At 44.8% G+C, this 15,934-nt stretch carries 16 protein-coding genes; all 16 read right to left on the reverse strand.

Going from position 1 to position 15,934, the window contains the following annotated elements; all coding sequences use genetic code 11:
- Window positions 1-43: 43 nt before the first annotated feature.
- Window positions 44-580: a KdsC family phosphatase gene (locus H4Q31_RS08650; protein ID WP_311771704.1), complete on the reverse strand. Its 537-nt coding sequence runs from the start codon at window positions 578-580 to the stop codon at window positions 44-46.
- Window positions 529-1,371: a 3-deoxy-8-phosphooctulonate synthase gene (kdsA, locus tag H4Q31_RS08655; RefSeq protein WP_185178670.1), complete on the reverse strand. Its 843-nt coding sequence runs from the start codon at window positions 1,369-1,371 to the stop codon at window positions 529-531. Before kdsA ends, H4Q31_RS08650 begins: the two co-directional genes overlap by 52 nt.
- A gap of 41 nt (window positions 1,372-1,412) precedes the next feature.
- Entirely contained in the window at window positions 1,413-2,708 is a 1,296-nt protein-coding gene (locus H4Q31_RS08660; protein ID WP_185178671.1) for an RraA family protein, read from the reverse strand.
- Between the two features lie 137 nt (window positions 2,709-2,845).
- Complete coding sequence (locus H4Q31_RS08665; protein ID WP_185178672.1) at window positions 2,846-3,910, reverse strand: nucleoside-diphosphate sugar epimerase/dehydratase; 1,065 nt, start codon at window positions 3,908-3,910, stop codon at window positions 2,846-2,848.
- A 26-nt stretch (window positions 3,911-3,936) separates the two neighbouring features.
- Complete coding sequence (locus H4Q31_RS08670; protein ID WP_185178673.1) at window positions 3,937-5,259, reverse strand: hypothetical protein; 1,323 nt, start codon at window positions 5,257-5,259, stop codon at window positions 3,937-3,939.
- Window positions 5,260-5,265: 6 nt separating this feature from the next.
- On the reverse strand, window positions 5,266-5,709 hold the full coding sequence (locus H4Q31_RS08675; protein ID WP_185178674.1) for a hypothetical protein: 444 nt from the start codon (window positions 5,707-5,709) through the stop codon (window positions 5,266-5,268).
- 3 nt (window positions 5,710-5,712) lie between these two features.
- Complete coding sequence (locus H4Q31_RS08680) at window positions 5,713-6,087, reverse strand: HAD family hydrolase (RefSeq protein WP_185178675.1); 375 nt, start codon at window positions 6,085-6,087, stop codon at window positions 5,713-5,715.
- Entirely contained in the window at window positions 6,087-6,674 is a 588-nt protein-coding gene (locus H4Q31_RS08685) for an SIS domain-containing protein (protein WP_185178676.1), read from the reverse strand. Before H4Q31_RS08685 ends, H4Q31_RS08680 begins: the two co-directional genes overlap by 1 nt.
- The gene (locus H4Q31_RS08690; protein WP_185178677.1) at window positions 6,674-8,167 is read right to left on the reverse strand and encodes a sugar phosphate nucleotidyltransferase; all 1,494 of its coding nucleotides are present in this window, start codon (window positions 8,165-8,167) and stop codon (window positions 6,674-6,676) included. The genes H4Q31_RS08685 and H4Q31_RS08690 overlap by 1 nt, the downstream gene beginning before the upstream one ends.
- Window positions 8,168-8,207: 40 nt before the next feature.
- Window positions 8,208-8,924: an IspD/TarI family cytidylyltransferase gene (locus tag H4Q31_RS08695; RefSeq protein ID WP_185178678.1), complete on the reverse strand. Its 717-nt coding sequence runs from the start codon at window positions 8,922-8,924 to the stop codon at window positions 8,208-8,210.
- Window positions 8,921-11,551, reverse strand: a complete 2,631-nt coding sequence (locus H4Q31_RS08700; protein ID WP_185178679.1) for a CDP-glycerol glycerophosphotransferase family protein — start codon at window positions 11,549-11,551, stop codon at window positions 8,921-8,923. Before H4Q31_RS08700 ends, H4Q31_RS08695 begins: the two co-directional genes overlap by 4 nt.
- A gap of 21 nt (window positions 11,552-11,572) precedes the next feature.
- The gene (locus tag H4Q31_RS08705) at window positions 11,573-12,637 is read right to left on the reverse strand and encodes an NAD-dependent epimerase/dehydratase family protein (protein ID WP_185178680.1); all 1,065 of its coding nucleotides are present in this window, start codon (window positions 12,635-12,637) and stop codon (window positions 11,573-11,575) included.
- 195 nt (window positions 12,638-12,832) lie between these two features.
- Entirely contained in the window at window positions 12,833-14,740 is a 1,908-nt protein-coding gene (locus H4Q31_RS08710) for a TPR domain-containing glycosyltransferase (RefSeq protein ID WP_185178681.1), read from the reverse strand.
- Between the two features lie 68 nt (window positions 14,741-14,808).
- Window positions 14,809-15,165 (reverse strand): hypothetical protein, encoded by a 357-nt coding sequence (locus tag H4Q31_RS08715; RefSeq protein WP_185178682.1) that lies wholly within the window; start codon window positions 15,163-15,165, stop codon window positions 14,809-14,811.
- Window positions 15,162-15,557 carry a flagellar export chaperone FliS gene (gene fliS / locus H4Q31_RS08720; protein WP_185178683.1) on the reverse strand — a complete coding sequence of 132 codons (396 nt, stop codon included), beginning with the start codon at window positions 15,555-15,557 and terminating at the stop codon, window positions 15,162-15,164. Before fliS ends, H4Q31_RS08715 begins: the two co-directional genes overlap by 4 nt.
- Before the next feature lie 6 nt (window positions 15,558-15,563).
- A complete protein-coding gene (locus H4Q31_RS08725; protein WP_185178684.1) occupies window positions 15,564-15,929 on the reverse strand; it encodes a flagellar protein FlaG in 366 nt (121 codons plus the stop codon).
- Window positions 15,930-15,934: the final 5 nt, after the last annotated feature.

Below are 15,934 nucleotides of genomic sequence, written 5' to 3' on the forward strand. Positions count from 1 at the left end.
AACTCTTTTGCAACAAAGACTTGGATATTGTTGAACTGAAGTTTCAATCCTTCATGACTCCCGATAACAGAAAATCCGACACTTCACGAAGACATCCATTCCCACCGTTCGAATTCAAAACCCAATCTACCGAATCTATTACTGAGGTATGTGCATCCTTCGGACAAATAGAAATTCGGCTAAGACGCATTACCTCTATGTCGTTAATATCGTCTCCAATATAAATAACTTCACTTGGATCTACATTGAATCGTTCCAAGAAATCTCTAAACCGCGACAATTTAGAACTAGATTCTATACTAATAAATTCAAATCCTTGTTGACTAAATCTCTTTGTTATAGCTTGCTTGGAGTGTCCTGAACTAAGGATACCCAACCTATAACCATGTGCTCGAAGTTGTTCCGCGGCAAGACCATCCCGCACATGAAATTGCTTAATTTCATCGCCTTTTTCTGTATAAATCATTCTTCCATCCGTTAACACACCATCAACATCGCAAATAATCCACTTACACCTTTGAAATTTATCTACTCGATTATTTTTTTTTTTATAACACTCTTGATCTCTAATGCCTGGGATAGAATATCTTCAAGCTCATGCAACGGTATCATATTAGGACCATCAGACAACGCCTTTTCTGGATTCGGATGAGTCTCTGCAAAAATAGCATCAATTCCGACAGCCATAGCTGCGTTCATAAGATACGGCACAAATTCTCTATCTCCGCCCGTTGCTGTTCCAAGCCCGCCCGGACGTTGCACTGAATGGGTAGCATCAAACACAATCGGGTATCCTAACTTTCTCATCTCAACTAAGGATCGCATATCCACAACCAAATTATTGTACCCGAAACTTGTTCCTCGCTCAGTCAACAGTATCTGGCGGTGACCAATTTCCTCCAACTTATAAATGACATTTTTCATCTCTCCAGGTGACAAAAACTGTCCCTTCTTAATATTCACTGTTCTCCCTGTCTTCGCTGCTGCTATCAACAAATCCGTTTGCCTGCATAAGAAGGCCGGAATTTGCAGCACATCCACAACCTCGGCGACCGAGGCACATTGCCATGACTCGTGAACGTCTGTAATGATGGGAATATCGTATGTTTTTTTTATTTTCTCTAGAATTCTTAGTCCTTCTTCAAAACCTAAACCTCTGAACGATTCAATGGAGCTGCGATTGGCCTTGTCGAATGACGACTTGAAAATAAAGTTTATATTCAACTTCTCTGTAATTCGTTTTACCTTCTCTGCCGTCTCCATAAGTAGTCGTTCGCTCTCTATGACACACGGTCCTCCAATGAACGTGAACCGGCTATCATTACCAACAACGAGTCCATCTCTAATGGAAACTGTTCTTACCTGTACCATCGTACTCCTCCTTGAGCATCTATCCCTATGTCGACCTGCCCCTAAAACTCCCCTACTACTCCAACGATGTCCTTAGCTCTAGTATTCTTGATAATCTCTACGGATACACTCCGTTCTTTTTGGATTGTATCCATTGCCCTTCTTATTATTTCATCTTCGTACTCTTTAGGTATGACTACGATACCATCATAGTCGCCAAAGATAAGGTCGCCAGGTTTTATTGTGACATCTTCTATAGTAACAGTTTTGTTAATACTCTCGACTGTAGCTCTTTTCCGAACATCTTGACAATTATATCCTTTGGAGAACACCGGAAAATCTAACGCCTTTACTTCTTTGCTATCCCGCGTTACTCCCCCTATAATTGCACCAGATGCACCAGAACGCACGGCTATAGCAGCATTAAGTCCTCCGAAGTAAGCATTCGTAGCGCATTCATTCTCGACCGCAATAATATCATTAGCAACAATTGTAGAGTAAGAATCCAGGGCATCATATATTCCACGGAAATCCTCACCATCTCTTAAAGAACGAAGTTTGAGCGTTTTTGCCCGGCCCAGAATTTTTTTGTCCTCTAAATTTAATTTGTAGCCACTGATCACGCCATTAAGCTCTAGATCGTCCAAGATGTCAGATAGCATCGGACTTGACAGTATGTGCTTTAAGTTATTAAAGTACTGAGCTTCCTTCTGATGCAATCCCATCGTAATAATGTTCGCTAACTCAAATTCATCAGGGTAATTAACATCAATAGCTTCAATAGGCGAAGCCTCAAGCAAATACACGTTATCTCCATACCTTCTTTGAGTAGCTAGCGCGGTTTCTCTGCGAACAATATACATACCCATTGTTTCTATGATTGTATCTGGCAAATCTACGCTATTGGGAATATGAAACTTATCATATACCGGGCCTTGTCCATTCCAAGTGTACTGTTTATCTTTTTTAACTAACACAACTGAATCATATTGGTTGTTTTCAATAAGAATATCGATACCTTTCTTTATTGTGCTCTTATTAATGAACGGACTTGTGCATAATATTTGAACATAAATATCTGCATCTGCATGCTTTACTTCATTCAAAAATAGTTGATGTCCATCTGTCTTGTTACTGGCATAGGCAGGATCACGTCGCATGACCTTGCATCCTGTCTCGGACGCAAGATCAATTATTTCATCGCTATCAGTATCCAAATAAACTTCATTAAGAAAATCGCACTCCAATAACTTCTCTAGTGTATACAGAAATAAAGGTTTTCCGTTTAATAGTTTTAGGTTCTTAGATTCAATTCGTTCACTTGATCCCTTCGCAGGAAGAAACGCAACTACTTTCATGAGAGGCCTCCAAGTATTCATTATTCAGGATGTGCTTTATCATCTGCATACATATTACCTTCAACAAAGCGAACAAGTAGATTTCCCCGATAATTTACAGGATCTCTATAGAACCTATCTTTCTCTACCGTTATTTATCAAGCAAATAAGCTGTCAAAATTAATACGTTCGAACGCTTCTAGTTCCCCGCCTCGAGTAGCATTCATCAGTTTAATACGGTGTGCCTTAGCGTATTCATTTGCTTTTTCATACGCTGCATTCGTAAAGTCAATGAGGCTGTGATAGGGACTGCTGAATTTGTACTCTGGAGTGAAATGGTTTTCAACGTCGTCCGTAATTAACTCTCCGTTGATCTTAACTGTCGTCGAGAAGTGGTGATCTATCCCCAGCAAGTAGATCTCGTTAAATCCCATATATGCAGCCAATTGGATACAGTCATAGGTTACGGTAGCTCCCCACTGCATAACAAAGGGTTCCTCGCTAAATTCCGGTTTATGGTAAGGATACGGTTTCCAATCGACTTTGCCATCCAACACATAAAAATATCCGTTGTCAAGCGTCAACTCGCCATTATACGCAAAGAACTTATCACATGTTATCTTCTTGTTGATATCTTCGCGACTTTGTCTAAGTATCGCCTCATCATGAATCATGTAATAATTAGGCCGCCAAACCGTCTTGTCAAACAATAAATATATTTTATTTGTCGCAAAGGTGACCTCTCCGTTCAGTTTATCCAGATCCGCAACGGAGAGACTCGGTCCGTTCCCAATAATAAAGCAGCGCTCTCCACGATGCTTATCTTTAAATTGCATTAACTGTAAATACTCATACCGCATTAATGTTGTCCAGAACACATCTACCGTAAAGAAGTTATGTCGGCAAAACATGCCGTGCTTCGTCAACTGCCATGCGATTTCATTGTTCGCTCGACCTGTAGCCGTAGCAATGAGTACGACCAAATGGTTTGTATCCGCTTCAGACAAAGCAATGACAGGCTTTCCGTGAAATAAAGTCCCCTGCTTTGTCGGGTCGTTATCAATAAAACCATCGATATAATCATTTAAATCAGTATGTACAAGGTGGTCGTACATCCTTAGAATATGTTCCCAATGCGGTCCTGCACCAAAGACATACAACTTTGCACCCAAAGCTAGCTTAGGTGTTATTTTCCCAAGTTCGTATCGAAAATTAAATTCCATACCTCTGCCTCCGCAATTGAATTATCTTAAAAGTGACTCAAAACTTGCGAAACAAATGCCTCGTCATCTGTCCCATCATATTCAAATTCAATCGCATTATCATTCAACCCCATATGCTTTAACCCAAAGTAATGTATAGGGATTACATTGGTTACTGATTCATAAATGACAACCATATTACAAGTAGATGAGCTAATGACATCGCAGAATCCACTTCTTATACCAATAAAGCCACCCGCAGCATCCATTATGGGGACTGACATGTCAAGAGGAAAAAACACTGCCTGAGTGCCTTGAATTGGCGGTTCTTCAACACCGATGCTATTTGTACAAACGCTGTACCCTTTACTTTTTAGACCATTAACAATCTGTTCCCACATTTGATAAGAAATCAACATGCCATTATATGCTCCCATATATGGAGCTAGAATAACTGTTTTGCCTTTAATCAAACCGTACTTATCAAAAAAGGCATCAACTTCCCTCTCATTTTCATTAAAAATAGGGGAGGATGCAACTACTGATTCATCTAGCTCAAAAACACCATATTTAAAATCATCCTTAAAGGATAATGGCAATATATCTCTATTAACATTAATATTTCGTTTAACTCTCCAATCCCAGAATAATAGCGGCTTCACCTTCATCTTCTCTGAGTTAAGGAACTGATAAGCCGCCAAAAGTTTATCCTTCTGAGAGGGATTAATTACAACTACATTTTCAAACGAAAACAGCTTAACGACCTTCTTTACAAGATTTCCATTAGCGACTATAATGTAATGGTCAATATTTTCCTTTTTGATATAATTTTTCAAGTACATTCCGATTAAATATGCGTCTCCACTTCCAGCATAAGGGCACAACAACATAGTTGCATTCTTAGGAAGGCCATTCATAATCCGCTTATAGATATAATACCCTGAAACGATTCGTTTTAAAGACTGGATTTCTCTTAGGAATAATGGGGTTTTTGGCTTCTTAAATTTATACGCTGTAAAATAATCAATATTCTTCACATATCCTAGGCTTCTAATTTGAATGGATTGTTCTTGCTGATACATAGCCGAACAGATGAGAATAGCAACGTTACTTTTTTTGGGATTGAGGTAACTTTCAGGTGAATAAACTCCTATCCCCGCATAAGCTTTTCCTATTTTTCGTGGAGAATTATCTATAAAGGCAGCTATCTTTATCCCTTTGGAAGTTAAAAAATGAACAATATGGTGTAGTTCTCTTACAACTCCGAACAGGATAACTTCTTTACCATCAAGCTTGCCAGACGCAACTAATTCACCGATATTATCTAGCATTTGGCTTATAGTTTTGTTAAGTGTTTTTAGCCTGCTCACAATATCTCACCAGCCTAGAATGGAGTATTTCACCATGTCATCTATAGTTATCGCCGTTTTACCCAATAACCCTTTGCTACCAAAAGGTTCTTCAATGGAAACGACGATAATCTCTTTGTGAAAATGAATCATTCGATAATACTTACATATATTTTGAATTTTATCGATTGTTGTTTCAACAATATCAATTTTCAATTCATCATTTTCAGATTCAAGCTGTTTTAATGAGGCGATGGCATTAAAGTCGTTAGTAACAACAAGAGCTCTATTAATAGCTTTTCGTCGCAAATAGGATTTCAAATGCTTTACAGTAGATAGATTGATCTCCGAATCAACATGCGGCATTAGCACTAAGCAGTCCTCTTTATTAACCGAGTGTTTTTTCTTCAATCGTACCCACAGCCGCTTTCCTGTGTATGCAACTCGTATCTCATTTAATATTAAGAACATAAGCTACAGCCCCTCATCGATCTCAATATGTAATCCCTCGAACCGGTCCCGCTGCACATTGACGGCAAGCGCAGTTACAAGCCCAGACGGCTTCCTGTCGTTCACCAGTATCCGTTCTCCAAATGGTGCATTGTAGATGATGTGATCATATCGTATTCCTTGTTCCGTTAAGAACCGCTCAGTTACTTGCTTGTATTCAGTCGTTCTAGACGTGATGAACACGACCATATCGGCATCTGGTATATTTTTTAAGAATTCCAGCGCGCCGGGAAGCGGCGTATCATTCCCATCCAACTTATGCCCGTTATGTCTTACAATAGTGCCATCCAAATCGAGTATCCATGTGTGACCAAGCGAGGATAGAACAAGCGAGTCCATTACTTCACCCCATTGCCCAATGTTACGCCGATCGCACCGCCGGGGTGATTTTGCCGCAGGGCATCAAGCGGTACTTCCTGCTCCTTGGCAATCTGCATCGCTAACTCCTGCAATACGATAAGATTCAGCATTGTGGAATTATTAGGAAGAATGTTCCACTGGTCGCCTTCATGTTCAAGCTCTACAATCAGATGGTTTGGAAGTTCATGGTACAACGTGCTGGCCCGATTGAAGGAGAGAAGCCAAATCTTGCATTTCCTCTTTTTTAATAGAGACACAAGATGCACCGACTCAGAGGTTTCTCCGCTCTTCGTTAACACAATTACAAGATCGCCATCGCGAACCATGCCCAGGTCTCCGTGTACGGCCGAGTTGGTGTGCATGAAAGATGCCTGAATTCCGATAGAGTTCAGCGTGCCGACGAACTTCTCGCAAATAGGTACGTTCTTCCCTAGACCAGATGCGACAATCTTGTTGCCTGCCCTAAGTGTGCGGACACAATCTTGCTTCAATGCGTTAAATTCTTCTTCACGGATCGATCGTATCGAATCACTAAGAATTCTGAGCGTTCTCTCGAAATGTTCCATTACAACACTTCCTCCAAGTAATAGAGTCCGTTGTAAAACGCACCGCAAATGGAATCGTAGTCCTGCCAAGCATAAGTCGTAAGCGACAACCAAATGACGGCGTGCAATAACTTGATGGTCTGCGGATCCGTGTTAGACAAAGCAAAGAACTCGTTCTCCAGTTCCTCCCACTGATTCGATCGAATAGAAAGAGTAATGCCGTCATCTCCAATGTTCAACCGAAAGTCCTTTAGATTGAATCGGTCATAGTTACCGACAACGGAGTAATACAGTTTCGCCCAATCATAGTTGGGATCTCCATAAAGCTCGGTGTATCCAAAATATCCACGCGGATCGATAAGGATCGGTTCTTTGCCGTCCCGCAGCATTAGATTTGAGAATGTACAATCACCGTGAATAAAGGCGTAATGATCACATTTCAACTCATCTAACTTACGTTCCAATTCTCGCTTATAAAAGAAAACATTACGGCACTCTCTGCCATTCACCATAATGGTCCTTCTGTCTGAGAACGGAATCAAGTCTCTGATCTTGCTTAGTCTATCTATCGTCTTGCCATAATAAGCTTCTTTAATGCTGAATGAGTCGACTGGAACACGCTCCAGTTGATGCAAGTTTTTTAAGGTGCTCGTTAACTTGCGCAGAATTTCACGTTTCTCGCCAAGGGTTAGATCGGCGTATTCGTAGATATTGGCTCCCTTCACCTTCTCCATCCGAAGAGGATCGGTGCCATAAATCTTCGGTATATTGGTAACGCCCTTCGTTATGGCTGCTTCATACCAGTTCTTCTCGAGCCTGGCCAATTTTTTCCCTTGATCGTCGATACCTTCCTTAATTAGGACATCTCCCTCATAGCTCATCCGATTAAACGGACGACACTTCTCTTGTCCGAGCTGCATATATTCCGACAGCAAACCGAACTCTTTCGTCCCCGCAAGTCCGAGCTCTGCAAAACGCATCCCTTGCCCCTGCATCCAACGCACCAACTCGCCTGATTCCGGCAGGCCGGAGAGATAGGATTTGTCCCGAAAAATGAACAAACCGGCTACTCCGTGCTCTACGGACCGTTCCTCAATAAAGCTCTCATTCACATAACTCCACCGGCACGAGAAGGTCTGCGAAATCCCAATGTAGTTATCATCTTCCTCGGGTACTTGAAAATCATTAGGGAGGATTAAATCCGACCATACCAGCATAAACGAATGACTATCCGGAATCAGTTTAAGCGCCTGATTAATACCTGCGCAAGTTCCCGTGCCAGACGCGTCCACAACTTGATATTTCACATTCGCGAAGCCCTCCAAATACTCACGCAGAACATCCTTTTTATAATCGGCAATAATAACGAAGCGCTTGTCGGGATACTTACGGAATAAGTGGAACAGCATCGGCAGATTTTCCACGGGAACGAGCGCCTTCGGCTTATTCGTCGTCAAATGCTCTAAACGCGTTCCTTTGCCGCCTGCTTGAACGATGATATATTCAAGGGCCATTACAACATCTCCTATTCTATCTCGCTTTATACTTTCATATTTATATCCCTATAATTTGCTGGTTCTCCATCGCCTCGTACAGTGCTCTTAAAACATAGTAATCGGCAGGGGACGTAATTTTAATATTGTTGGAAGGGCTCTTGACGGTGTGCATCTCCACGCCGTATAAACTAAGCAAGTGAGCAGAGTCGATACTGAGAACACCTTCCTTTCTCGCACGCTGATACCATTCCCAAATCATCGCGTAATAGAAGGACTGCGGTGCCTTGGCCACGTACATGTGGCTGCGGTTCGGGACTGAATTGATCAAGTCCCCGCTCTCGCTATATAAGATGCTCTCTTTGGCCGGCTCGACTGTTATCGCGGTACCGCATTCCTTCACTTTCAGGATATTGGCGGATATCAACTCAGCTGTGATCAATGGACGAACACCGTCATGAATCAGCACGATATCGTCCGCTCGGCTGTTCCCCTCCATTGCCTGCAATCCATTGTAAATCGACTCGTGGCCCGTATCGCCCCCAGGTATCACTTGGCTTACTTTTCGAATTTCATAGCGACGAAGCAAAGACTCAAGTTCGCCGATCCAACCGTCAAGACATACTACAACAATGTTGTCAATCTCCGGATGCTCTTCGAAATGTTCAAGCGTATAAATAATGATCGGCTTGCCATGAAGCTCTAGAAACTGTTTTGGTTTCGCACGTGAGTTCATGCGTTGACCCGTGCCTCCCGCGAATATGAGAGCTGTATTCATCGCACACCTCCGGCAGCAATATGTATGCTTCGCTTGCAATACTCGAGAATTGCTTGTCCTGATGCACCGTTCAGATTATTGGACAATGCACTGCATAACTGCATTTGCCTATCGGACTGAGGCTTAGCGAATGGCACGCCATCCAACTGTTGGACATAATCCAGGTAAAGATTGAGATCTGTATGGACATCCCAGTAAAAGGCATCGATCACACTGTTCCATTCCGCCGGATGTCTTTGAAGCTTAGTCGACTTCAACCTCTTGAACTCATCCGGACCTTGGTCAGGCACATCAAAAGAAAAGAAGTCGCCTTGCTCTGCTCCGATCTTCCATTGGTGAATGCCGGTCAATGTCAATGCATAAATCGCATCTTCTCTTTGCGTTGCATTGAGATAAGGGTCCTGCCGAGTAGAAGAGATAAATTCATTGGCTTGCTGAATGCTATGATCTTGAATATCAATCTTAAGGGCAGTACTAGCCAAGAAGGGAAGCATCCACACATAACCATCGGCATAAACCAATGCTTGAAAATTATGAAATTGCCCGGTTTTAACATAATCGGGCAACTCGATTCTTTCATAGGTTTGGGACTCCCGCTCCCACTTCACAACATAATGGCCCGTTCTTGATGCTAACCAGTAATGCCTGCCATCATAACAAACGCCCCAATATCTCTCGTCCGCTCTGCCGATCTCGAAAAACTGATGCGTAAAGGTTTCCATATCGAAGAACATAAGCTCATTCGACATAACCACATTTAGGACAATTTCAGAGCCAACATTGCTTTTTCCCGCAACGAAAATACAGTCAAAATCCACCGTCTCATTCCATTTTTGATAATTGGACGACTTTTTCGCTGTGCTTTCCAAGTGGCCGAGCCAGTCCGAGTAATACGTCATCTCTCTGCTTTCCAGATCGTAGCGCAAGATAGCAGGATATGTGTTCGCCACAAAAAATAATTGGCGCTTATATTGGATAACCTTCCTGAAGTGACCTCTCGTAATGGGGTTGAGCCATTCCGGTCTCTCCCGAATCTGGAGAGCCTGCTTCTCTATTGTGTTCAAAGCCATATCATAGGCTACGATATTGTCCGAATTTAACGGTGCAAAATAAAGCTTACCTTCAGCCTCGATAACATCATAAAAAAGATGATCATGGTGCGCTTCGTTAAGGCCCGCCATATATTCCGCTGTCATTGTTTCCTTATTGGCTCTAAACACTCCGTTAATATCGCGAACAGAAAACCACAAATATTGACCATCGTCATGAACGTTGTGTGGAAGCAATTGCTCTTTGGGGCTCGACAATACCGATAAGTCCTGAATCATGACGGGCTTCCCAGTACATGAATAAAGGGCCACCAGTGATCCCCAATCACCGTAGTATGCATCGGAAATCGCAATCGCCCGATGCAAATCCGCCGTGTCATCATAAATGCCGATTCGTTCACATTTGTACTGTTCAACGATTCGCTCATAATCTACCAACAATTGCGGGCGCATCGAACGATATGTCGACTCATTAAGCGGATGCGGTCGCCATAGCAGCACGACATCATCCCGCTTCCGAAAGTTCTCGAACACGTAACGCAATTTATCCAAGACCTTCTCGTTCCCATCGAGCAGAGCGGAGATCGTTGTATTGTAAAGAATAACCTTTTTCCTTGTGCCATCCGGCTTCTCAATTAATTGTCGCCATGCATCAGGAACGTAGCAATCCTCCCGCTTTGTGCGAATAACCTTATCGAACTTCGGCGAGCCGAGTGCAACGATCTTGTCCTCCACATTGCCGAAACGCCCGACGCATTGATTCTCTCGCTCGAACTGCTTGAGCGTGCGAATATATGTCTCTCGAATTCGATCCGATTGCACAATTACCCGATCTGCTAGCAATACCCCTGAACTGGTGCAGAAATGTTCGGCCACATCATCCACGCTTACGAAGTATGGAATGTAGACCAATAAATCCGTATATCCCTTAAGCCGCCGGCTGAAGTAATCCGGATGCACGACCGTCACTAGATTTCTATCATCATAAGGGTTTATCGTCACGATGATGTCCGGACGGCGTTCCTCCAAACTATATTCTCGCCAATCCACAACCGGCACGTAGTCCGGGTATTGATCACCTTCATAATTCATTTGTCCAAGCGTACCGTCCTGCTTTCTGTCGAAGTATGGAATGGGCACGACATATGCATCGCATTGCGGATCTTCTATCGCAGCCTTCCAGACAGATTCACAACTGTCCCACATGCTAGCCTTGTAGGGAAAGAAGGCAATCTCTATCTTGTTCTGTCTTAGTTCGGCGTGAACGCTGTCTTCTATCCGAACAAGCTGATTCTGCAATTGCAGGAAGAAGTCTTCGAGGTTGCCGCCGTTGTTGGCCTCTATGCTGGCGAAGTATAGAAGTTCGCAGTACTCTTCAAGCTTAGAGACGGTCGATGTCCCTTCACCTTCAAGGCCCTCTATGTAGTTGCCAATATGTACAGCACATTCCTGACAGTCAGCCAACAGCCCTACGAACATACCCGTCTCTTGTTCAGAGTGCAGGCGAACGAGTTCTCGATGCGCTTCCTCCAACGTCTTGATGAGTTCCAGTACCTGTCCCTGATGATATTTCCTCACCTTGCTTCTCACCTCAACTCATCAAATCGCTTGCATATCTAGAACCTCTTCTTGCCAATCCGCTATCATACGCTGATACATCTCTGCAAGTGTGTACTTGGGCTTCCAGCCAAGACGTTCGATCTTCTCAGCACTCAATCTCATCGTTACATCAGGGGCGTATCCACGCTTAATTAAATCGTTGGGCTTGTCCACAATAACGGACACTCTTCCCCCGCTGACTTCTCTAGCGACCAGTTCCGCCATCTCCCGGATGGTCATGCTTGTCTCTGGATTAACAATATTGTACGTCTCACCTTCTGCACCTTTAAGCAATAGGAGAATTAGTCCGCGAATCGCGTCACTAATATAGCAGTAATTGCCGCGAGATTTCCCTTCCGTATGCAGTACAATATTTGTACCCTCTATGGAACTTCGCGCCAGCTGCGCAAATATTCGAGAGTCATTACTTGGGAATCCCGCTCCGAAGGTCTGTGCAAGCCGGGCTACCTTAATTGGCGTACCATACTGGGAGTAATAACCGTTGCACAAACACTCGCACATCCGCTTGCTCTCTGGGTAGCTGCTTCTCGGGTTTTGAAGATTGATATACCCCAGATCATTCTCGGTGACCTTCTCAAGAGAAGGATCGGTCAGTCCGTAAACCTCCATTGAAGACAAGTAAACTACGCTCTTGCAACTCTTTTCCTTCGCCAGCGCTAATACATTCTCCGTACCCTTAAGCGCAGTTTCTATTACTCCAACAGGATTTGCAGCCATCTCGACAGAACGCGTCACCGCCGCGGCATGAAAAATGTAATCAACAGGCCCGTTCACCATTAAAGGAGTGCGTATGTCGTGCCGTATAAACTTCACACACTTTTCCTTCCCGAAAACCTTACTTGCTCTATCTTCATCCCGTCCGAATGCCAAAATATGAAGATCCAGCTTATACTTCAAATTAGCCGCAGACAGCGCTTGGACGAGGATAGCCCCTACCGCCCCGGTTGCTCCAGTAACAAGAACAGATCTACCGAATAACTCTCCCCAGGGAATAGCGCTATCAGATACTATTTGATCAATATCTTCTAGCAAGGCTTGCGACAATATTGTCCGCCTCCTAAATAGCGATATCCGCAGTCTCTCATGATTCAATCATACTACTTTTATCGACTTAAACCGACAGGAACTTAATATTCAATTCCACCTTGGGATTTACTTCCTGCATTTCTCAATAAAAGAATCCCCGCTATAATCAGGTTGCGATACACCTATCTACAGGGGGAGTTTTCGTTCACTATACTATTTTGTTAACAGTTCAACTGTGTGCATTGGAATCTCATCTAGTTTGACCCACTTCGAGAATTGAAGCATAAATTCAGAAGTATCCAACCCCTTACTGTTCTCGAGCACAAGGCCGAGCATCTTGATCGACGGTGCCAATTGGACAGCCTCTACCATGAACTGAAGCCCCTTCTGCGGGTTGCCATTCAGGAAGCAATAGCTTCCGAGCTCCTTATAGCCCTCTCCCCTTAACAAATTGTTATCAAGCAGGATGGAGTACAGTTCTACGGCTATGTTCTCATACCCCAGCGCGTTCAATTGCTCTGCCAATCGGTGCAACAGTTCTTCATCAGCGAATCGATTCACAAGCTGTTCGTATTCGCCGGAATAGCCGTATTGAAGCAATTGAACGATCAGTTGGGTCAGCAGCGCATATTCATCAGACGAGCGCGACGCGGCTTGCTCTTCTGCCCCGGACTCCGACAACTGTCGGATCAGCTTGTCCAACAAGCCGTTCTGGTCACTCGCCAATGCCGCATAGCGAGAATCGCTATATACGAAGCTGGCCAACAACGCTAATGGCGATTCGATCTGCTTATCGCTCAGCAGCTGCGCTTCCTTCTTCTGTAATATGCAGAACGCCAGTTCATCCTCGTATGTAAGCGGCACTCGATGCTCTTGGCAAGCGTTCCAGTAGACGCCGGCTAATTCCCCCAGACCTTCAAGAAGGGAAACCCTCAGCATAATATAGGCATTCTTCGGATCGGAGAGCGGATACATCCGACTCATAAAGGTTTGCACGCTGTCAGTTGAATCATGAGCAGCCAATGTTCTCAGCAATGTGCGCAGCGAAGCGAAGCTCTGTCGGTCCAGCTTCAGAAGCGCCGTCAGATGATACACCATCTGCTGCAGATCCCCGCGCTTCTTCGCGATGCCTGCCAGCTTCTCGCGAGGCACTCGCTGTCCATAGCTCTCTTCGATGAGCCAGTAAGCCTTCCCGGTCGCTTGGCTGCGGTCCACGATCCTCAGACATTCCTGGAATGCCTGCTCGGCGCGTTGGTAGAATCCGAAGCCTTCATACAGCGTTCCTTCCAGGCAGTGATAGTCTACACGATCGGGCCATAACTGCTTGCCTTCGGAGATATATTGATGGGCTTCCCGGAAGCGGCCGGTCTTCAAAGCCGTCTGACTGATATTGTTCAAGAGATGATCGTACCAGCCTGCCGCGCTCCGGTCCACTTGCTCCATAGCTTTCTTGTAGTAGCTGTAAGTTCGCTCCAAGTCCCCGGTATTGTAATACTCGTTGCCAAGAACAAAGCAGAAGTACGGATCTCTTAGCTTGCTCTCCGATTCCATGCTTTGAAGAATCACCATGTTCCGCTGGCCCTTATTCTTCTCGGCCACCGCCTGTACTGTATATCCCGTATGGACAAGCGTGAAGGAATCGGCCACATAGGTAATCTCCCCCTTCGGAGAGGTTAACTGTTCATGAATGGGTTCCCTGTAACGAATGCCTTGCCGATTCGTGAATAGACGCGGTCCGCTCGACTCATGTATGTGTTCGCCGTTGGCGCCGTGGAAATTCATGATTTTAACGAGAACGCCTAGCGGTTGATTCGGTTTAATGCCGCTAAGCTTCTTCCTTAGCGTCTCCTGCTGGCCCGGAGCAGCATATTCATCCGCATCCATGACCAGAATCCACTGGCCCGTCGCATGGCGCAGCGATTCGTTGCGCGCTGCGGCGAAGTCATTCACCCACTCAAAGTCATAGACATGCCGGGTGTATTGTCGGGCAATGTCCTTCGTACGATCCTCGGAGCCGGTATCCACGACAATAATCTCATCCACCAAGCCCTTCACGCTGTCGAGGCAGCGTCCAAGCACCTTCTCTTCGTTCTTCACGATCATGCATAGGGAGAGCAACATTCCGGTTCACCTGCCTGCTTCGAAAATGGGATATAAAAAGAAATAAGCCCTCAAAGGGGCATTATTCGTTATTTGTGCGAATCAATGAAGTAGCCGGAGCCTTGTATATAAGTACTCTCATAGAGGCTCTTGACGCGCTTCGCAGACTGGATGTCGCGTCCGGTCTGTTCCAGCTCTCTCTTGTACGTCATCATGCGATCGACATTCAACGACTCTAAGCTGATGATCTCTTCAACGACAGCTCTCACTTGCGAAGGAATCAGCTCTTGCTCTTGGGCGGCTAATTGTTCATATTGCCTTCTAAGCTCGGCCTGACGATCTTGGATTCGCTCCAGCTCTTCCAGATGCTCGTCCAGAGTAAAGTCCAGGCTCGACACCTGCTTGGACAGGCTTAGGAACTCGGCTAGCAATTGATCCCGGTTCATGCTTGCTCCTGAACCGGCGCGTTGGCACGCGCGAGCTTCACCGCTTCCGCCCAAGTGTCCTTCAATTCGGTCATCAGATTAATACAGGATTGCAAACTATCGACCTGAAGTCTGATGTTAGCTTCAACGAGCTGCGACTGCATGAATCGGTATAGATCAGCTAGGTTAGCCGAGATCTCATACTGCGGATCAAGCGTAATCAGAAGCTCCTCTATGATGTTCTGCGCCTTCTGAATATATTGGTTCTTCCCTGCATAATCCCTCGTCTCAATGCAATGCTGCGCCTGCTTCATGAATCGAATGCATCCGTTGTAGAGCATGAGCGTCAATTCGCCGGGGGATGCGGTCTTCACTTGCATTTGAAGGTACGCTTGTTGTGCTTGACCGTTCATCTTTTGTTACCTCTTTTCATCAATGATCATTCCGCTGAGCTCCACTAGCTTATCGACCAGATCGATGAATTTCTCCGGCGGAATCTCCCGGATGACTTCATCCGTCTCGGAATTAATCACTTTCACGACCACACGGTCATGGTAAATCTCGTAATCGAACTTGCGCGGAGCGCCCTCTACCATCTTCTGAGCTCTCTGCAGAGTCTTGACCAGCGCTTCCTCGGATACGCTTAGCTCGTTTCTTCTCTTCTCTAGCAGGTCTGGTTGTGTTAGTGAAACGGCTGGCGTGTCGTGATTGTCTCGATTGCTTGCATCCTCATTGCTTAACTTCCTCACGGGAGCGGATGAAGCTGTATTGAACGACACATCCATGCCCG

This window comes from Cohnella lubricantis, from assembly GCF_014212015.1.
In the GTDB taxonomy this organism is placed as follows: Bacteria; Bacillota; Bacilli; order Paenibacillales; family Paenibacillaceae; genus Cohnella; species Cohnella lubricantis.